This window comes from Xanthomonas sacchari (assembly GCF_024266585.1).
GTDB classification, from domain to species: Bacteria; Pseudomonadota; Gammaproteobacteria; order Xanthomonadales; family Xanthomonadaceae; genus Xanthomonas_A; species Xanthomonas_A sacchari_C.
Window position 1 is genome coordinate 1,327,379 of record NZ_CP100647.1, and the last position, 17,718, is coordinate 1,345,096.

General features: G+C 71.1%; 14 protein-coding genes. 2 read left to right on the plus strand and 12 right to left on the minus strand.

Features of this window, described 5'->3' with window-relative positions; all coding sequences use genetic code 11:
* Positions 1 to 47 precede the first annotated feature (47 nt).
* On the plus strand, positions 48 to 1,367 hold the full coding sequence (gene waaA, locus NKJ47_RS05400) for a lipid IV(A) 3-deoxy-D-manno-octulosonic acid transferase (protein ID WP_254460490.1): 1,320 nt from the start codon (positions 48 to 50) through the stop codon (positions 1,365 to 1,367).
* 516 nt (positions 1,368 to 1,883) lie between these two features.
* Here waaA and NKJ47_RS05405 read toward each other — a convergent pair.
* The 3 genes from NKJ47_RS05405 to NKJ47_RS05415 form a co-directional block, all read right to left on the minus strand.
* Complete coding sequence (locus NKJ47_RS05405) at positions 1,884 to 3,251, minus strand: TolC family outer membrane protein (protein ID WP_254460491.1); 1,368 nt, start codon at positions 3,249 to 3,251, stop codon at positions 1,884 to 1,886.
* An 18-nt stretch (positions 3,252 to 3,269) separates the two neighbouring features.
* Positions 3,270 to 3,929: a protein-L-isoaspartate O-methyltransferase family protein gene (locus tag NKJ47_RS05410; RefSeq protein ID WP_254460492.1), complete on the minus strand. Its 660-nt coding sequence runs from the start codon at positions 3,927 to 3,929 to the stop codon at positions 3,270 to 3,272.
* 134 nt (positions 3,930 to 4,063) lie between these two features.
* Positions 4,064 to 4,726 (minus strand): TetR/AcrR family transcriptional regulator, encoded by a 663-nt coding sequence (locus NKJ47_RS05415; protein ID WP_254460493.1) that lies wholly within the window; start codon positions 4,724 to 4,726, stop codon positions 4,064 to 4,066.
* A 246-nt stretch (positions 4,727 to 4,972) separates the two neighbouring features.
* On the opposite strand from NKJ47_RS05415, the gene NKJ47_RS05420 reads away from it, so the two are divergent.
* Positions 4,973 to 7,978, plus strand: a complete 3,006-nt coding sequence (locus NKJ47_RS05420; RefSeq protein WP_429002493.1) for a two-component regulator propeller domain-containing protein — start codon at positions 4,973 to 4,975, stop codon at positions 7,976 to 7,978.
* 175 nt (positions 7,979 to 8,153) lie between these two features.
* Here the strand turns inward: NKJ47_RS05420 and leuB are convergent, their stop codons facing one another.
* From leuB to ilvC, 9 genes are all read right to left on the minus strand, one after another.
* Entirely contained in the window at positions 8,154 to 9,215 is a 1,062-nt protein-coding gene (gene leuB, locus NKJ47_RS05425) for a 3-isopropylmalate dehydrogenase (protein ID WP_254460495.1), read from the minus strand.
* The gene (leuD, locus tag NKJ47_RS05430; RefSeq protein ID WP_017914017.1) at positions 9,205 to 9,783 is read right to left on the minus strand and encodes a 3-isopropylmalate dehydratase small subunit; all 579 of its coding nucleotides are present in this window, start codon (positions 9,781 to 9,783) and stop codon (positions 9,205 to 9,207) included. The genes leuB and leuD overlap by 11 nt, the downstream gene beginning before the upstream one ends.
* Positions 9,783 to 9,962 (minus strand): hypothetical protein, encoded by a 180-nt coding sequence (locus NKJ47_RS05435; protein ID WP_254460496.1) that lies wholly within the window; start codon positions 9,960 to 9,962, stop codon positions 9,783 to 9,785. The genes leuD and NKJ47_RS05435 overlap by 1 nt, the downstream gene beginning before the upstream one ends.
* Complete coding sequence (leuC, locus tag NKJ47_RS05440) at positions 9,962 to 11,377, minus strand: 3-isopropylmalate dehydratase large subunit (RefSeq protein ID WP_254460497.1); 1,416 nt, start codon at positions 11,375 to 11,377, stop codon at positions 9,962 to 9,964. Before leuC ends, NKJ47_RS05435 begins: the two co-directional genes overlap by 1 nt.
* 84 nt (positions 11,378 to 11,461) lie before the next feature.
* On the minus strand, positions 11,462 to 13,021 hold the full coding sequence (locus NKJ47_RS05445; protein WP_254460498.1) for a 2-isopropylmalate synthase: 1,560 nt from the start codon (positions 13,019 to 13,021) through the stop codon (positions 11,462 to 11,464).
* Positions 13,018 to 14,121, minus strand: a complete 1,104-nt coding sequence (locus tag NKJ47_RS05450) for a threonine dehydratase (protein ID WP_254460499.1) — start codon at positions 14,119 to 14,121, stop codon at positions 13,018 to 13,020. The genes NKJ47_RS05445 and NKJ47_RS05450 overlap by 4 nt, the downstream gene beginning before the upstream one ends.
* 195 nt (positions 14,122 to 14,316) lie before the next feature.
* Positions 14,317 to 14,565 carry an ACT domain-containing protein gene (locus tag NKJ47_RS05455; protein ID WP_254460500.1) on the minus strand — a complete coding sequence of 83 codons (249 nt, stop codon included), beginning with the start codon at positions 14,563 to 14,565 and terminating at the stop codon, positions 14,317 to 14,319.
* Positions 14,549 to 16,270, minus strand: a complete 1,722-nt coding sequence (gene ilvG, locus NKJ47_RS05460) for an acetolactate synthase 2 catalytic subunit (protein WP_254460501.1) — start codon at positions 16,268 to 16,270, stop codon at positions 14,549 to 14,551. The genes NKJ47_RS05455 and ilvG overlap by 17 nt, the downstream gene beginning before the upstream one ends.
* Positions 16,271 to 16,313: 43 nt before the next feature.
* Positions 16,314 to 17,321: a ketol-acid reductoisomerase gene (ilvC, locus tag NKJ47_RS05465; RefSeq protein ID WP_254460502.1), complete on the minus strand. Its 1,008-nt coding sequence runs from the start codon at positions 17,319 to 17,321 to the stop codon at positions 16,314 to 16,316.
* Positions 17,322 to 17,718: the final 397 nt, after the last annotated feature.

Below are 17,718 nucleotides of genomic sequence, written 5' to 3' on the forward strand. Positions count from 1 at the left end.
TGGCGATCGTCTGCCGCCGGCCGCGTGCAACCGGCTATGCTGTCCGGATGCGCAACGATTTCATCGAGCGGCTGCTGCGCGGCCTGTACTCGGCCGTGCTCTATCTGCTGCTGCCGGTCACCGTCTATCACCTGGTCTGGCGCGGCTTCCGCGTGCGCCAGTACTTCCAGCGCTGGGACGAGCGCTATGCCTCGTACTCGCAGGCGCGCGGCCGCCCGCGGGTGTGGCTGCACGCGGTCTCGGTGGGCGAGGTCAACGTCGCCGCGCCGGTGGTCAATGCGCTGCGCGCGCAGCGCCCGGACATCCGCTGGGTGATCACCACCATCACCCCGACCGGCTCGGAGCGGGTGCGCGCGCTGTGGGGCGACGCCCTGGACCATGTGTATCTGCCCTACGACGTGCCCGGCAGCGTCGGCCGCTTTCTGCAGCATTTCCGCCCCAGCCTGGCGCTGATCCTGGAGACCGAGTTGTGGCCGAACATGCTGTTCGGCTGCCGCGACCGCGGCATTCCGGTGTACGTGCTCAATGCGCGGCTGTCGGCGCGCTCGCTGCGCGGCTACCGGGTGCTGCGGCCGTTGATCGGGCGCGCGCTGCGCACCGTCACCTGCGTGGCGGCGCAGTCGCAGGAGGATGCCGAGCGCTTCGTCGCACTGGGCGCGCGCGCCGACCAGGTGCGCGCGCTGGGCAACCTGAAGTTCGACATCGCCGCGCCCGCGCATCTGCCGGAGGTGGTCGCCGCGTTCCGCGCGCGCGTGCCGGCGGCGCGTCCGGTCTGGATCGCCGCCAGCACCCACGACGGCGAGGAAGCGGCGGTGATCGAGATGCACCGGCAACTGCGCCGTCAGTGGCCGGACCTGCTGCTGTTGTGGGCGCCGCGGCATCCGGAACGCTTCGCCAAGGTCGAGGCGCTGGCGCGCGACCAGGGCTGGCGCGTGGCCACGCGTCGCCAGCAGGAGTGGCCCGACAGCGACGATGCGGTGTTCGTGATCGATACGCTGGGCGAGCTGATGGGGTTCTACGCCTGCGCGCAGGTGGCCTTCGTCGGCGGCAGCCTGCAGCCGATCGGCGGCCACAACCTGCTGGAGCCGGCCGCGGTCGGCACGCCGTCGGTCACCGGCCCGCACCTGCACAACTTCTCCGAAATCTCGCGGCGCATGCGCGAGGCCGGCGCGGTGGCCATCTGCGAGGATGCCGGCGCCGTGTGCGCGGCGCTGCAGACCCTGTTGGCCGACGCCGCGGCGCGCAAGCGCATGGCCGAGGCCGGCTGCGCCCTGGTCGCGAACGGCCGCGGCGCGCTGCAGCGGACCTTGCAACTGATCGCCCCGCATCTGCCGCCATTGGCGGATGGCGCGAGCGTGGAGGAGTAGCGCGCCGGCGCGTCGAGAGTTACGCGCCTGGAGGGACGCCTGCCGACGTGCAGAAGCCCCCGCGTGGGAGCGACTTCAGTCGCGACGCATGACACTCTCCGTGCACCCATTCCGTCCATTCCATCGCGCAGCGCGTCGGGACTGAAGTCCCTCCCACGGGGAGCTTCCGGATCACTGCGCCATTGCAGAGGATGGCGTTCGCTGCGTCATATGGTTTGGTCCGACACCGCACGCCACATGGTGTGCGATGTGCACACGTGTAGGAGCGGCTTCAGCCGCGACGAGGCGTTATCGGTAGCGCTTCGTCGCGGCTGAAGCCGATCTACGAATGACATTCGTCGTTCCTCGAGGTGCCGTCCAAGTCGCGACGCACGGCAAGCGCCGTCCCTCTCATCCATCGCGCAGCGCGTCGGGACTGAAGTCCCTCCCACAGGGGGCTTCCGCGAAGCCTGACCCAAAACAACAACGGCGGACCCGAAGGCCCGCCGTTCTGGTGGCAAGCGCGTGTGCGTGCGCTTACTGCGTGCTGTTGGCGGAGTTGAGCTTGGATTCGGCGCTCTGGGTCAGCAGCGCGTTGATCGACTGCACCTCGGCCACGTCCAGCGAGCCGAGCGCCTGGCTCAGCAGCAGGCGGTTCTGCAGGAAGTTGTAGCGCGCCTGCGCATAGGCCAGCTGCGCCTGGTACAGGGTGCGCTGGTTCTGCACCACGTCCAGCACGGTGCGGGTACCCACTTCCAGGCCGACCTGCGAGGCGTCGAACGCGGCCTGCGCCGAGACCACCGCCAGGCGCCGCGCCTCGATCTCGCTGATCCCGGCCACCACCGTCTGGTAGGCGTTGCGGGTGTTGCGGTCGAGCGCGCGCTTCTGCTGTTCGTAGGTGTCCTGGGCGATGTCGCGCTGCGCCAGGGCCTGGCGCACGGCCGACTGGGTGGCGCCGCCGGCGAAGATCGGGATGTTCAAGGTCAGGCCGATGGTGTTGCTGTCGGCGCGCGGGGTGCTGCCGCTGCCGGAGACGCTGTCGCCCCAGTTCGCGTCGCGGCCGGCGCTGGCCGACAGGTTCAGCGTCGGCAGGTGTCCGGCGCGTGCCGCCGACACGCTGGCCTCGGCCGCCTGCACCTGGTACTGGTAGGAACGCAGCGACGGGTTCTTGTCCAGCGCCGAGGCGATCAGGCTGTCGATGTCGCCGCCGGTGGCCGGCAGCTGCGGACGGAAATCCTCCGGCAGGCCGCGCAGGTCGCGCACCGGCTGGCCGGTGATCTCGGTCAGCGCCTGGTACAGGTCCTGCAGCGAGTTGCGCGCGGTGATCGTGTCGGCGCGGGCCTGGTCGTACTCGGCGCGGGCTTCGTGCACGTCGGTGATCGGCGCCAGGCCCACTTCCAGGCGCTTGTCGGCGTAGTCGAACTGCTTCTTGGCGGCGGCTTCGTTGGTCTCGGCGGCGACCAGCGACTCGATCGCCACCAGCACGTTGAAGTAGGCCGCCGAGGTGCGCACGATCAGGTCGTCGTTGGCCGAATCCAGGGTGTAGTCGGCGGCCAGGCTGCGCGCCTTCTGCGCGCGCAGGTTGGAAAACTGCGCGAAGTTGACCAGGGTCTGCTGGCCCTGCACGGCGTAGCTGCGGCTCTTGCTGGTGCCGGCCAGTTCGCCGCCGCCGCGCTCGACCTCGCTATGGCTGCGCTGCAGCGAGGCGCTGCCGTTGATCTGCGGCAGCAGCGCGGCGCGCGCCTGCACCTCGCCTTCCTTGTCGTACAGCCGGGTCGATTCCGCGGAGGCCAACTGCGGGTCGCTGTTGCGGGCCATTTCGTAGACTTGCAGCAGGTCCGTGGCGTTGGCGGCCAGCGGAAACAGCGCGGCGGCCAGCGCCAGGACGAGGGATCGGCGGATCATTGCGGCTTCCTTGATGGATCAGAATGTGAACTGGGGGACTGGCGCGGCGCCTCGCAGGTAGTACGCCAGGTCGGTTTCGAAGAGCGATTCGGTGCGCGGCGCGCCGGCCTCGGCATGCACCAGTACCGCTTCCATGACCGGCGCGCGGCCGCGGATCGCGAACAGGCGTCCGCCGGGGCGCAGCCAGGCCAGGAACTGGGCCGGGATCTCGGTGACCGCGGCGGTGACGCAGACCACGTCGAAGCGGCGCTCGCTGTTCCAGGCGAAGGCGTCGGCGGTCTCGATGCGGACGTTGCTGCCCAGGCCGGCGGCGTCCAGGTTGGCGCGCGCGGTGGCGGCCAGCGCCGGCTCGATCTCCAGGCTGACCACTTCGCGGCCGAGTTCGCCCAGGCAGGCGCTGACGAAGCCGCTGCCGGTGCCGATCTCCAGCACGTCCTCGCCCGGCTGCAGGTCCAGGGCCTGCAGCATGCGGCCTTCGATGACCGGCTTCATCATGTACTGGCCGTGGCCCAGCGGAATCTCCAGGTCGGCGTAGGCCACGGCGCGATGGGCCGGCGGCACGAAGGTCTCGCGCGGCAGCCGCGACAGCACGTCGAGCACGCGCAGGTCGAGCACGTCCCAGGGACGGACCTGCTGTTCCACCATCTTTTCGCGGGCTTGGGAGTAGTCGATCGTCATTTCGGGCATCCAACGCGGAGGGCCGGGCATTTTAGCCGGCACGGAGGCCGGGCGTATGCCGCAGCATCGCCGCCGGACGGTCCGGCGCGCAGTGCCGGAAGTCATCGGCCAGCGCGGACGGCCCCGCGGCCGGGCTAGCGCACCGCATAGGCACGCAGGAAGAAGTCGATGCTGGCCTCGACGTGGGCGCGGATCCGGTCCTGGCCGGCGTCGCGACACAGGCCGCACATCATCAGCGAATACAGCTCGCCCTTGACCAGGCAGAAGAACTGCGAGGCGGCCAGGTCCAGGTCGGCGATGTCCAGCGCGCCGGCGGCGACGTGGGCCTGCAGCAACTGCGCCAGGTGTTGCTGGGTGCGCTTGGGTCCGGCATTCCAGAACATCTCGCGGACGTGGTCGTCGCCGGTGCCGGGGGTCAGCATCATGCGGTGGGTGGCCATCGCCGCCTCGCTGCTGATCATGGCGAAGAAGGCCTGGCCGATCTCCACCAACTGGGTGCGCAGCGGCCCCTTCAGCGCGTGCCCGAACAGATCGTCCGGCAGCAGCGCCTGGCATTGCGCGCGCACGGCCTCGGCGAACAGGGTCTCCTTGTCGCCGTAGTGGCTGTAGACGGTGAGCTTGGAAACGCCGGCGCGGGCGGCGATGCCGTCCATGCTGACCCCGCCGAAGCCGAGTTCGGTGAACATCTCCCGTGCCGCCTCCAGAATGGCGGCGCGTTTGCCCATGTCCTTGGGGCGGCCGGGCCCGGCGGGGCGCGAGGAGGATTTGGCGGAGGCGGCGGGCGATTTGCTGACCATGGTGGCAATACTAGACCAGTCGGTTCGATATTTATACTAGACCCGTTGGTTCATTATTGTGACGCTGCGTTCGGCTTGCGTCTTCCTTCGCGTCCGAGGAGCGGCGAGCCGGAAATCGCGAAGGGGCGGTGCGGTCACCTGGGGCGTCAGGAACTCCCTGACATCGGCGGCGAACAGGCGGTGATAGATTAGCCATCTGCCCACAGGGGGTTGCCGCGCGCCGTTGTCGGTGTAGTTCGGAAAGCGATGGAGCACGGGGATCGGCGTCACGATATTCGCGACGGCGCGCATGCGCTGTGTCGCCGCTTGGGCGTGAGTCTGTGCCTATTGCTAGCGCTGTGCTGCGCGAGTGCCGCCGCGCGCGCCGAAGCGGCCGCGCCGCTGAGCGAACGCGCGGTGCTCGAACGTCCGGTGATCGCGCACTGGACCATGGAAGAGGGGCTGCCGCACAACCTGGTGCATGCGCTCGCGCAGGACCGCGACGGCATGATCTGGGTCGGCACCTGGGAGGGCGTGGCGCGCTTCGACGGCCGCCGCTTCACCGTCTTCGATCGCCAGAACACCCCGGGCATGGAGTTGTCGGGGGTGTTCGCGCTGCTCGCCGAAGCCGACGGCGGCATGCTGGTCGGCACTGCCTACGACGGCGTGTTCCGCTATGCCGCCGGGCGCTGGGAGCATCTGGGCGATGCGCGCGCGCAGCGGCTGCGGGTAACCGCGATGCTGCGCGACGCCGACGGCGGGCTGTGGGTCGGCAGCGAGGACGGCCTGTTCCGGATCGAGGCCGATGGTCGCCTGGTCGACGTCGGCGCCGCCGCGGGGCTGCGCAACACCCGCATCGCCGCGCTGCTGCGCTACCGCGATACGGTGCTGGTGGGCACGCCGCAGGGGCTGTTCCGGATGACCGCGCACGGCACGCAGGCGCAGCGCTGGGGCGCGGCGGCGATGCGCACGGCGTCGATCCGGCGCCTGACCCTCGACCGCCACGGCGGCCTGCTGGTGGCCAGCGACGAGGGCGTGTTCTGGCTCGGCGCCGACGGCGGCCTGCAATGGCTGCGGCGTGGCCAGCGCGTCGATGCCGCGCTGCAGGACCAGGACGGCCAGCTGTGGATGAGCCTGTCCAGCGGGCAACTGTTGCGGCACGCGGCCAACGGCGCCAGCGAGGAGGTGCTGTCGATCTCCGGCGTGGTCAGCCCGGCGCTGATCGAGGACCGCGAGGGCCTGGTATGGGTCGGCAGCACCGACGGCCTGTTCCGCGTCGCCAAGGGCGACGCCGCTGGCCTGACTCGCCAGGACGGACTCGGCAGCGACTACGTGCGCGTGGTCCAGCAGAACGCCGACGGCGCGATCTGGATCGGCCATGCCGCCGGCCTGGACCGCTGGCAGGGTGGCCGCATCCGCCCAGTGCGGCTGAGCGAGCGCGCTGGCCGCGATCCGTCGGTGCTGGCGCTGGCCGCCGCCCGCGACGGCGGCATGTGGGTCGGCACCTACGACCAGGGCGTGCTGCTGCTGTCGGCCGACGGCAGCATCCGGCAGCGCCTGGGCGAGGCCGCGGGCGTGCCGCGGACCATGGTGCGCGCGCTGCTGGCCGATGCCGACGGCGGCCTGTGGATCGGCGGCAACGAGGGGCTGCAGTACCGCAAGGGCGAGCGCACGCGCGCCTACGGCACCGCCGACGGCCTGCCCGGGCGGCAGGTGCAGGCGCTGTACCGCGACCGCGCCGGTACGCTGTGGATCGGCACCAACCAGGGCATCGCCACGCTCGCGGGCGACGGCACGCTGCAGCCGCGGCCGAGCGGCCGCGGCTTCCCGGCGCAGAACGCCTTCGACTTCCTCGAAGACGCCGACGGCACGCTGTGGGTCGCCAGCGACCGCGGCCTGCTGCGGCTGCGCGGCGGGCAGTGGCGCATCTACGACCATCGCGTCGGCCTGCCGCGCGACAAGCTGTTCCGGCTGCTCGACGACGGCAACGGCAACCTGTGGGCGAGCAGCAACCGCGGCCTGCTGCGCATCGCACGTGCGCGCCTGGCGGAACTGGACGCTGGCCAGCGCAGCACCCTGGCGGTGGACGTGGTCGACCGCAGCGACGGCATGCCCAGCGGGCAGAGCAACGGCAGCAGCGCGCCGGCCGGCTGGCGCAGCCGCGACGGCGTGCTGCTGATCCCGACCTCGGCCGGGCTGGCGCTGATCGATCCGGCGCTGCCGGGCCGGCGCAACGTGCGTGCGCCGTCGCTGCTGATCTCGCGGGTGCAGGTGGATGGCGTGGCGCAGCCGCTGCGCAGCGACTACCGCCTGCAAGGCGGCGTCGCCCGGCTCGCGATCGGCTATGCCGGGCTGAGCTTCCGCTCGCCGGACAAGGTGCGCTATCGCTACCGCCTGCAGGGATTCGACCGGCAGTGGGTCGACGCCGGCAGCAGCGAGGAAGCCGTCTACACCAACTTGCCCTCGGGCAGCTACCGGCTGGAGATACAGGCGATGACCAGCCCGCTGGACTGGTCGCGCAGCGAACGCATCGGCAGCGCCTCGCTGCGCCTGCAACTGGTGCCGCCGTTCTGGGAGCGCTGGCCGTTCGTGATGCTGGTGGCGCTGTGCGTGACCGGCCTGATCCTGTGGTGGTACCGCGGCCGCAGCCGCCGCTACCGGCGCCGCCAGCGCCGGCTCAACACCATCATCGCCGAGCGCACCCACGAGCTGAAAGCCAAGAACCTGGCGCTGAAGCTGGCCAATCTCGAACGCGAGGACCTGGTGCGCAAGCTCGCCTACCAAGCCGGGCACGACGCGCTGACCGGCCTGCCCAACCGGCGCACCGGCGATCCGTACCTCAACACGGCGCTGGAGCGGGCGCTGACCACGCGCATGCCGTTGTGCGTGGCGTTGCTGGACATCGACCACTTCAAGAAGATCAACGACGCGTACGGCCACGAGATCGGCGATGAGGTGCTGCGCCGGGTCGGCGAGGCGCTGCGCGCCATCCTCGGCGAGCAGGCCTTCGCCGCGCGCCATGGCGGCGAGGAGTTCCTGCTGGTGCTGCCCGGCCTGGACCAGGAGCCGGCACGCGCGCGTCTGGACGCGCTGCGCCTGCGCATGGCCGGCCTGGTGCTGTACGACGACGACGGACGCGCGGTGCGCTTCACCGCCAGCATCGGCTTTGCCTGCGTGTCGCCGACCCTGCGCACCCGCCGCGACCTGCTGATGAAGGCCGACAAGCACCTGTACCAGGCCAAGCGCGAAGGTCGCGACCGGGTGGTCGGCTAGGCCGCCGCGGCCGCGCGGACGCGGCGCCGCGTTCGCGCGGCCGCGACGGGCTTGGTCTCGGAATGATTGCCGCCGCGGCTGCGGCATGCACGCGCAGCGCGGCGAGGTAGGTGGCCCGCACCGCCGCGTGGCGCGGCGGGCGGGAGACGGCCGGCGCCGGCGGCGCCGCCGCGGATCAGCCGTGCAGGCGCTGCAGCACCGCCTGCGTGGCGGCCTCGGTGGAGATGCCCTGGCCGGGCGCGGCGAGATCGGCGGTGAACGCCTGCGCGTCGAGCGCGGCACCGACGGCCTGCTCGATCGCCGCGGCTTCGGCTTCCAGGCCCAGCGAGTGGCGCAGCAGCAACGCCGCGCTGAGGATGGTCGCGTAGGGATTGGCGATGCCCTTGCCGGCGATGTCCGGCGCCGAGCCGTGGATGGGCTCGTACAGGCCGATGCGGCCGTCGCCCAGCGAGGCCGACGGCAGCAGCCCCAGCGAGCCGGCCAGCATCGAGGCCTCGTCGGTGAGGATGTCGCCGAACATGTTCTCGGTGACGATCACGTCGTACTCGCGCGGCTTGGCCAGCAGGTGCATGGCCATCGAATCGACCAGTTGGTGCTCCAGGCGCACGTCCGGGAATTCCTCGCGGCCGATCCGCGCGGCCACGTCGCGCCATAGCCGCGAGGTCTCCAGCACGTTGGCCTTGTCCACCGAGACGACGTGGTTGCGGCGCTGCTGCGCCAGGCGGAACGCGCTGCGCAGCACCCGTTCGATCTCCGCGACGGTGTAGCGGCACAGGTCGCTGGCGTCGCTGGGGCTGCGGGTCTTGTCGCCGAAATAGATGCCGCCGGTGAGTTCGCGCACCACCACGATGTCCACGCCCTGCAGCAGGTGCGGCTTGATCGGCGAGGCGTCCAGCGCCGCCGGGTGCGGCTTGACCGGGCGCAGGTTGGCGAACAGGCCCAGGCCGCGGCGGATCGCCAGCAGGCCCTGCTCGGGGCGCACCTTGGCGTTGGGGTCGGACCACTTCGGTCCGCCGACCGCGCCCAGCAGCACCGCGTCGGCGCGCTGGCAGGCGCTCAGCGTCGCCGCCGGCAGCGGCTCGCCGTGGCGGTCGATGGCGATGCCGCCGATGTCGTGTTCCTGGAACTGGAAGTCGTGGCCGTGGCGCGCGGCCACGGCGCGCAGCACCGCGACCGCGGCGGCGGCGACTTCCGGACCGATGCCGTCGCCGGGCAGGACGACGATGTCAGCGTGCATGGGTGGCCTCGTAGCGTTCGATGTCGGGTTGGCGCAGCAACAGGTAGCCCATCTCGTCCACGCCCTCGAGCAGGCAGGTCTGCGAGAACGCGTCCAGCGGGAACGCATAGACGCGGCCGTCGGGCGTGCGCAGTTCGCGCGCGGCCACGTCCACGGTCAGTTCATCGTCCGGGCGCTGCATCAGCGTCTGCACGTCGTCCTCGGCCAGCACGATCGGCAGCAGGCCGTTCTTGAGACTGTTGTTGCGGAAGATGTCGGCGATCTCGCTGCTGACGATGGCGCGCAGGCCCAGGTCGGTCAGCGCCCACGGCGCATGCTCGCGCGAGGAGCCGCAGCCGAAGTTGCGCCCGGCCAGCAGGATCTGGCGGCCGGCGTTGTGCGCCTGGTTGAAGGCGAACTCCGGGTTCGGCGTGCCGTCGGCCTGCCAGCGCCAGTCGTTGAAGGCGTGGCGGCCGAGACCGGCGCGCTCGGTGGTGGACAGGAACCGCGCCGGGATGATCTGGTCGGTGTCGATGTTGGTCTGGCGCAGCACCACGCTGCGCGAGGTGAGGGTGGCGAAGCCGGCCATCACGGGGTCTCCTGGGAAGCGACGGAGTCGGGGGCGGGCGCCTCGGCATCGGCCGCCGGCGGCAGCGCCGCGGGCGGCGCGTACGGCGGCAGCAGCGGCGTGTGGCGGTGCGCGAAGGCGCGGGTGGTGGCGGCGACGAAGGTCAGCGTGGCCGCGAACGCGGCGATGTGCGGTGCCATCACGCGACCTCCGCGAACAGCGCGCGCGGATCGCTGACCTTGCCGTTCACCGCCGCCCAGGCCGCGGTCAGCGGCGAGGCCAGCAGGGTGCGCGAGCCCGGGCCCTGGCGGCCTTCGAAGTTGCGGTTGCTGGTGCTCACCGCCAGTTGTCCCGGCGCCACCAGGTCGCCGTTCATGGCGATGCACATCGAGCAGCCGGACTCGCGCCATTCCGCACCGGCCGCGCGCACCACCTCGTGGATGCCTTCGGCCTCGGCCTGGCGCTTGACGATCTCCGAGCCCGGCACCACCAGCATGCGCACGTGCGGCGCCACCTTGCGTCCGCGCAGCACCTGCGCCACGTCGCGCATGTCGCTGAGCCGGCCATTGGTGCAGGAGCCGACGAACACCACGTCCACCGGTGTGCCGATCAGCGCATGCCCGGCTTCCAGGTGCATGTAGTTCAGGCCCTTCTGCGCCGCCGGATCCTGCGCGGCCGGGATCGGCACGTCCACCGCGATCGCGGTGCCGGGGTGGGTGCCCCAGGTCAGGGTCGGGCGGATGTCGCGCGCGTCGATCCGCACCTCGGCGTCGAAGCGCGCGCCGGGATCGCTGCGCAGCTGCGACCAGCGCTGCACGGCGGCCTCGAAGTCGGCGCCCTTGGGGCCGCGCGGGGTCTTGGCGACCCAGTCGAAGGTGACCTGGTCCGGCGCGACCATGCCGGCGCGCGCGCCGGCTTCGATCGACATGTTGCACAGGGTCATGCGCTGTTCCATGTCCATCGCTTCGATGGTGGAACCGCGGTACTCCAGCACGTGGCCGGTGCCGCCGTTGACCCCGATCACGCCGATGATGTGCAGGATCACGTCCTTGGCGCCGACGCCCGGCGCCAGCGGCCCGTCGACGGTGATCGCCATGGTCCTGGCCTTGCGCTGCAGCAGGCACTGCGTGGCCAGCACGTGGCCGACCTCGCTGGTGCCGATGCCGAACGCCAGCGCGCCGAACGCGCCATGCGTGGAGGTGTGGCTGTCGCCGCAGACGATGGTCATGCCGGGTTGGGTGAAGCCCTGTTCCGGCGCGATCACGTGGACGATGCCGCGGTTGTCCGAGCCCATGTCGAACAGTTCGATGCCGTAGTCGGCGCAGTTGCGCGCGAGCATGTCCACCTGCGCCTCGGAGGCTTGGGTGTAGTACGGCAGCTTGCCGTCGGCGCCGCGCGGCAGGGTCGGCGTGGAGTGGTCCATGGTCGCCTTGGTGCGGTCGGGCCGGCGCGGGTTCAGGCCGCGCGCCTTGAGCTCGGTGAACGCCTGCGGCGAGGTCACTTCGTGGATCAGGTGCAGATCGATGTACAGCACCGCCGGCGCGGCGGCGCTTTCGGGGACGACGACGTGCGCGTCCCACAGTTTGTCGTACAGGGTGCGGGGAGTGGCGGACATTGCGGTACTACCTGGCAGGAAAGCTGGGCGGGGAGGGCGAGCGAACGTGAGCGTGCACGACGACGATGACCGCGCTGTGGCCGCTCAGGCCAGCGCGTCGGCGGCGCCGGCCGGCGCGACCTGGCGCTGGCGCAGCACGCGGTTGGCCACGTCCAGCCAGGCCAGCGCGCTGGCCTCGATGATGTCGCGGCTGGTGCCGGTGCCGTCGTACTCGACCTCGCCGTGGCGCACGCTGAGGTTGGCCTCGCCGCGCGCGTCGGCGCCGATGCCGACGCTGTGCACCTGGTAGCTGTCCAGCACCAGCTGCACGCCGGTGGCGGCCGACAGCGCGGCGAACAGCGCGTCCACCGGGCCGTCGCCCTCGGCGTGCTCGCTGACCCGCTGGCCGTCCGGGTCGGACAGCTCGACCTGCGCGCTGGCGCGCTGGCCGCGGTCGCTGACGGTCATCGACGACAGCCGGTAGCCCTGGCTTTCCGGCGCGTCCTGCATCATCGCCTGCAGGTCGGCGTCGTTGACCACGCGCTGCTGTTCGCACAGCGCCTTGAACGCCTCGAAGGCGATGTTCAGTTCGGCCTCGTCCAGCACGTAGCCGAGCGCGCGCAGGCGCTGCTCGACCGCGGCGCGGCCGCTGTGGCGGCCCAGCACCATCTGCGAGGACTCCCAGCCCACGTCTTCCGGGCGCATGATCTCGTAGGTGCCGCGGTGGCGCAGCATGCCGTGCTGGTGGATGCCCGACTCGTGGGCGAAGGCGTTGCCGCCGACGATCGCCTTGTTGCGCTGCACCGGCATGCCGACCAGGCGCTGCAGCAACTGCGAGGTGGCGACGATGCGCGGGGTGTGGATCGCGGTGTCCAGTTCGTAGAAGGCGTTGCGTACCTTCAGCGCCATGGTGATTTCTTCCAGCGCGCAGTTGCCGGCGCGCTCGCCGATGCCGTTGATGGTGCATTCCACCTGCCGCGCGCCGCCTTCCACCGCGGCCAGCGAGTTGGCCACGGCCAGGCCCAGGTCGTTGTGGCAGTGGGTGCTGAACACCACCCGGTCGGCGCCGGGGACGTTGGCGATGATCCGCGCGAACATGCCGCGGATCTCTTCCGGGGTGGTGAAGCCGACGGTGTCGGGCAGGTTGATGGTGGTGGCGCCGGCGGCGATCGCCACGCTGGCGACCTCGGCCAGGAAATCCTCCTCGGTGCGGGTGGCGTCCTCGGCCGAGAACTCCACGTCGTCCACGTACTGGCGCGCCAGCGCGACATGCTTGCGTACCGACTCCAGCACCTGCTCGCGGCTCATCCGCAGCTTGTGCTCGCGGTGCAGCGGGCTGGTGGACAGGAACACGTGCAGGCGCGGATTGGCCGCCGCTTCCAGCGCCCGTGCCGAGGTCTCGATGTCGGCGGCCAGGCAGCGCGACAGCACCGCCAGGGTCGGCGTGCGCAGTTCGCGGCCGATCAGCGCCATCGCCTCGCGGTCGGACTGCGAGCTGGCCGGGAAGCCGGTCTCGATGATGTCCACGCCCAGCTCGGCCAGGGCGCGCGCCATCACCAGCTTCTGCGGCGGGGTCATGCTGCAGCCGGGGGATTGCTCGCCGTCGCGCAGGGTGGTGTCGAAAATACGGATGCGGGGGGTCTGGGAAGAAGCAGAAGTGTTCACCAGATGGGTTCCTCTACGGCGGCGGTGGCTGGCGGATTGGGATGCGGGGACGACGCGATGCGGGCGGGAGCGGGCGGGGCGGGACGTTGGCTGCGAAGTCGCTCGGCGGCGCGGCGGCGCGGCTTGCGCGGCGGGCGCGGGCGCACCTCCGACAGCAGCGTCGCCAGCACGCCGGCGTCGATGTTGCCACCGGACACCACCGCGCACTTGCGCTTGCCGGCGACGCGGCGCCCGGCCGCCAGGGCCAGCGCGCCGGCGCCCTCGGCGATGACGTGCTCCTCCAGCGCCAGGCGGACCAGCGTCTCGCGCAGTTCCGCCTCGCGCACGATCACCACGTCGTCGAGCAGGCTGGCGCACAGCCGGCGGGTGATGAACCCGGGGATTTTAACCTTGACGCCGTCGGCCAGGGTGGGCACCGGGTCCACGGCGCGGACGTCGCCGCGGATCGCCCGCGCCATCGAATCCACGCCTTCGACCTGGGCGCCGACCACGCGTACGCCCTGCGAGCGCAGCGCCAGGGCCACGCCGGAGGCCAGGCCGCCGCCGCCGATCGGCACGATCACCACGTCCGGGGCGTGCGCGGCCAGTTCGATGCCGACGGTGCCCTGGCCGGCGATCACGTCCGGGTCGTCGAAGGCGGACAGGAAGCGGTAGCCGTTCTGGTCGGCCAGGTCGCGGGCGAAGGCGAAGGCCTCGTCGTAGCTGTTGCCGTGCTGGCGCACGGTGGCGCCCCAGTGCGCGACGCCGGCGATCTTGGTCTGCGGCGCGCCGTGCGGCATCACCGTGATCGCCTGCACGCCCAGGCGGTGCGCGGCCCAGGCCACGCCCTGGGCGTGATTGCCGGCCGAGGCGCAGATCACCGCGCGCTCGTCGCCGCGTTCCAGTCCGGCCAGCAGCGCATTGAGCGCGCCGCGGACCTTGTAGGAGCCGGTGCGCTGCAGGTTTTCCAGCTTCAGCCACACGCCGAAGCGCTCGGCGTAATGCACCGGCGTCGGCGACAGATAGCGGCGCAGCCGCGCCTGCGCGGCCAGCACGTCGGCCACGCTGACGGCGACGTGGGGTACGTCGGGTTCCTGGGCAGGCGCGGCGGCATCAGACATGGAGATGCCGGGATTCGGGATTCGGGAGGGGGGATTCGCAGCCGGAATCCGGGGCGCGAACGCGAAGAAGCGACCTCCGTTGAAGAAGGTGCCTCCGCATGGCTGCACGGCGCTGGCGCGGCAGGGCTGCCACGCACGCCGACAGGTCGGGATGCGCGCCCAATCCCAAGTCCCGACTCCCGACTCCCGGCCCCATCACGCCACCCCATCCAGCGCGGTCACGCGCACCGACTCGCAGTCGTAGACCTTTTCCATCTGCAGGCGCAGGGTCTCGCCCGGGCGGGTGCCGTCCACCACCAACTGCAGGTGCCAGCGGCCGGCGTCCTCGGCCACCGGCGCGCCGCTGATCGAGATCGGCGCGAAGCCGCGGCGTTCGGCCATGCCGATCGCGCGCAGCAGTGCGCCGTCGATCGGTTTCAGCACCAGGTCAAGCTGGTAACGCATGTGTCGTCTCCTGGCGCTGGGCGGCGGGATTGCTTTCCAGCATGGTGCTGTTGGCGGTGTTGGGCGGCACCAGCGGCCACACGTTGGCGCGCGCGTCGATGGCCACGTGCAGCAGCGCCGGGCCCGGCTGCGCCAACAGCTCGGCCAGCGCGTCCTCGACCTGGCCGCGCGCGGTGATGCGCTTGGCCGGGATGCCGAACACCTGCGCCAGCGCGGCGAAATCCGGGTTGTCGGACAGGTCGATCTCGCTGTAGCGCTCGGCGAAGAACAGTTCCTGCCATTGCCGCACCATGCCCAGCGAACTGTTGTCCAGCAGCACGATCTTCACCGGCAGCTTGCAGCGGGCGATGGTGACCAGCTCCTGCACGTTCATCATGAAGCTGCCGTCGCCGCTGACCAGCACCACGGTGCGGTCGGGGCAGGCGAACTGCGCGCCCATCGCCGCCGGCAGGCCGAAGCCCATGGTGCCCAGCGCGCCGCTGGTCAGGTGGTTGCGCGGATGGTTGAAACGGCAGTGCTGCGCCACCCACATCTGGTGCTGGCCGACGTCGCAGGCGATCACCGTGTCGGCCGGGGCCAGTTCGCTCAGCCGCTTCAGCAGGCCGGGCGCGTAGATGTCCTGCCCGGGCGCGTCGTAGCGCGCGCCGAACTTCTCGCGGTGGCCGACGCAGCGCGCGTGCCAGGCCTCGCAGGTGCTGGTCGCCGCGGCCAGTGCGCGCAGCGCCTGCGCCACGTCGCCGGGCACGGCGATGTCGGCCTGGCGCAGCTTGGAGATCTCGCAGGCGTCGGCGTCCAGGTGGATGACCCGCGCGAACGGCGCGAACTCGGCCAGCTTGCCGGTGGCGCGGTCGTCGAAGCGGGCGCCGACCACGATCAGCAGGTCCGACTCCTGTACCGCCATGTTGGCGGCGCGGGTGCCGTGCATGCCCAGCATGCCCAGGTAATGCGGGTGGGCGTGCGGCAGCGCGCCCAGGCCGCGCAGGGTCAGCACGGTGGGGATGCGGGTGGCGTCGACGAACTGGCGGAACGCGTCCACCGCATCGCCCAGGGCGATGCCGCCGCCGCCGTAGATCACCGGCTTCTCGGCGCCGGCGATCGCCGCCAGCGCCTCGGCCAGCACCGCATCCTGCGGCGCCGGCGGGGTCGGCACCGCCGCCGGCACATGCGCCGGCAGATGCGCGGCATCGGCCAGTTGCACGTCCTTGGGCAGGTCGATCAGCACCGGGCCCGGCCGCCCTTCGCGGGCGATGCGGAACGCGTCGCGCAGCACCTGCGGCAGGTCGTCCACGTGCCGCACCAGGAAGCTGTGCTTGACGATCGGCAGGGTCAGCCCGAACACGTCCAGTTCCTGGAATGCGTCGGTGCCCAGCAGCGGCGTGGCGACCTGCCCGGTCAGGCAGATCATCGGCACCGAGTCGAGCATCGCATCGGCGATGCCGGTGACCAGGTTGGACGCGCCCGGGCCGGACGTGGCGACGCACACCCCGACCCGGCCGCTGGCGCGGGCGTAGCCGTTGGCGGCCAGCGCCGCGCCCTGTTCGTGGCGGACCAGGATGTGCTTGAGCTGGCTGTCTACCAGCGCGTCGTAGAACGGCATGATGGTGCCGCCCGGATAGCCGAACAGCGTGTCCACGCCTTCGGCTTCCAGGGCCTGCGTCAGCCAGCGCGCGCCGTTGCGGGGCGTGCCGTGAGCGGAGGAGTTCATACGGTGGCGACCTTTCGGTGGAAGCGGGTAGGGGAGCCGCGGGTTACGCGGCCTTGGAGCCGCCGGCGGCGGGCGCGGCAGCGGCCTCGCCGTTGAGCCACACCATCTTGGCGCGCAGCTGCTTGCCGACCGTTTCGATGGGGTGGTCCAGGTCGGCCTGCTTGAACTTCTTGTAGTTCGGCAGGCCGGCGTTGTACTCGGCCACCCAGTTCTTGGTGAAGGTGCCGTTCTGGATGTCGGTCAGCACGTCGCGCATGCGCTCCTTGGTCGCCGCGTCGATCACCCGCGGGCCGCTGACGTAGTCGCCGTACTGCGCGGTCTCGGAGACGAACTCGAGCATGCGGGTGATGCCGCCTTCGTAGAACAGGTCGACGATCAGCTTCAGTTCGTGCAGCACTTCGTAGTAGGCGATTTCCGGCTGGTAACCGGCTTCCACCAGCACTTCGAAGCCGGCCTGCACCAGCGACGAGGCGCCGCCGCACAGCACCGCCTGCTCGCCGAACAGGTCGGTCTCGGTCTCTTCCTTGAAGGTGGTCTTGATCAGGTTGGCGCGCGCGCCGCCCAGGCCGGCGGCGTATTCCAGCGCGAACTGCTCGGCCTTGCCGCTCTTGTCCTGGTACACCGCCCAGATGCACGGCACGCCGCGGCCGATCTCGTACTCGCGGCGCACCAGCGCGCCCGGGCCCTTCGGCGCGACCAGCACCACGTCCAGGTCCTCGCGCGGCTTGATCATGTCGAAGTGCACGTTCAGGCCGTGCGCGAACAGCAGGCAGGCGCCCTGCTTCATGTTCGGCGCCAGCACTTCGTCGTACAGCTTCTTCTGCACCATGTCCGGGGTCAGCACCGCGACCAGGTCGGCGTCCTTGACCGCTTCGGCGGGGCTCTTCACCACGAAGCCGTCGGCCTGCGCCTTGGCTTCGGTCGGGCCGCCGGCGCGCAGGCCGATGGTGACGTCGAAGCCGGACTCGCGCAGGTTCAGCGCGTGCGCGCGGCCCTGGCTGCCATAACCGACGATGGCGATCTTGGTGGTGGGCTGGGCGGAACTGGTCATGGGGCGGATGTCCTTGAGCGGTGTTGGAGTGAGGGGGTTTTTGACTTCGCGGTCACTGAAACGAAAAACCCCGCGCCGTTGCCGGTGCGGGGTCTGATCGAATCCTGGCTGCCTGTCGCTTACACGCCGGTTCGTCCCGCACTTGTGGGCGAGGTAATAAGCACGAGTACGAGGAGCGACGCAGCAGCGTCCGCGCGCAAGGCGGCGGGCTGGCGGGTCGACTTCGGGCGGGTGTGGCGCTGCAACATGCAGCGAGATAAACATGGGCTTTGCGCGACTGTCAACTGTGTTGCGGGCCGACGTGGGCGAATGTGCCGAAAGCCGCGCCAGCGCTGCATGGTTACGCATGAAACGGAGGCGGCGCAGGCGGCGTGAACGCTCGATTGCGCGGAAATCC

Excerpts from the sequence above, each read along its gene's own strand:
- NKJ47_RS05420 (WP_429002493.1), top strand. The coding sequence starts at position 4,973 with ATGGAGCACGGGGATCGGCGTCACGATATTCGCGACGGCGCGCATGCG.
- NKJ47_RS05410 (WP_254460492.1), bottom strand. The coding sequence starts at position 3,929 with ATGACGATCGACTACTCCCAAGCCCGCGAAAAGATGGTGGAACAGCAG.
- leuB (WP_254460495.1), bottom strand. The coding sequence starts at position 9,215 with ATGCACGCTGACATCGTCGTCCTGCCCGGCGACGGCATCGGTCCGGAA.
- NKJ47_RS05405 (WP_254460491.1), bottom strand. The coding sequence starts at position 3,251 with ATGATCCGCCGATCCCTCGTCCTGGCGCTGGCCGCCGCGCTGTTTCCG.
- NKJ47_RS05435 (WP_254460496.1), bottom strand. The coding sequence starts at position 9,962 with ATGGCACCGCACATCGCCGCGTTCGCGGCCACGCTGACCTTCGTCGCC.
- NKJ47_RS05450 (WP_254460499.1), bottom strand. The coding sequence starts at position 14,121 with ATGTCTGATGCCGCCGCGCCTGCCCAGGAACCCGACGTACCCCACGTC.
- NKJ47_RS05415 (WP_254460493.1), bottom strand. The coding sequence starts at position 4,726 with ATGGTCAGCAAATCGCCCGCCGCCTCCGCCAAATCCTCCTCGCGCCCC.
- leuD (WP_017914017.1), bottom strand. The coding sequence starts at position 9,783 with ATGGCCGGCTTCGCCACCCTCACCTCGCGCAGCGTGGTGCTGCGCCAG.
- leuC (WP_254460497.1), bottom strand. The coding sequence starts at position 11,377 with ATGTCCGCCACTCCCCGCACCCTGTACGACAAACTGTGGGACGCGCAC.
- waaA (WP_254460490.1), top strand. The coding sequence starts at position 48 with ATGCGCAACGATTTCATCGAGCGGCTGCTGCGCGGCCTGTACTCGGCC.
- ilvC (WP_254460502.1), bottom strand. The coding sequence starts at position 17,321 with ATGACCAGTTCCGCCCAGCCCACCACCAAGATCGCCATCGTCGGTTAT.
- ilvG (WP_254460501.1), bottom strand. The coding sequence starts at position 16,270 with ATGAACTCCTCCGCTCACGGCACGCCCCGCAACGGCGCGCGCTGGCTG.
- NKJ47_RS05455 (WP_254460500.1), bottom strand. The coding sequence starts at position 14,565 with ATGCGTTACCAGCTTGACCTGGTGCTGAAACCGATCGACGGCGCACTG.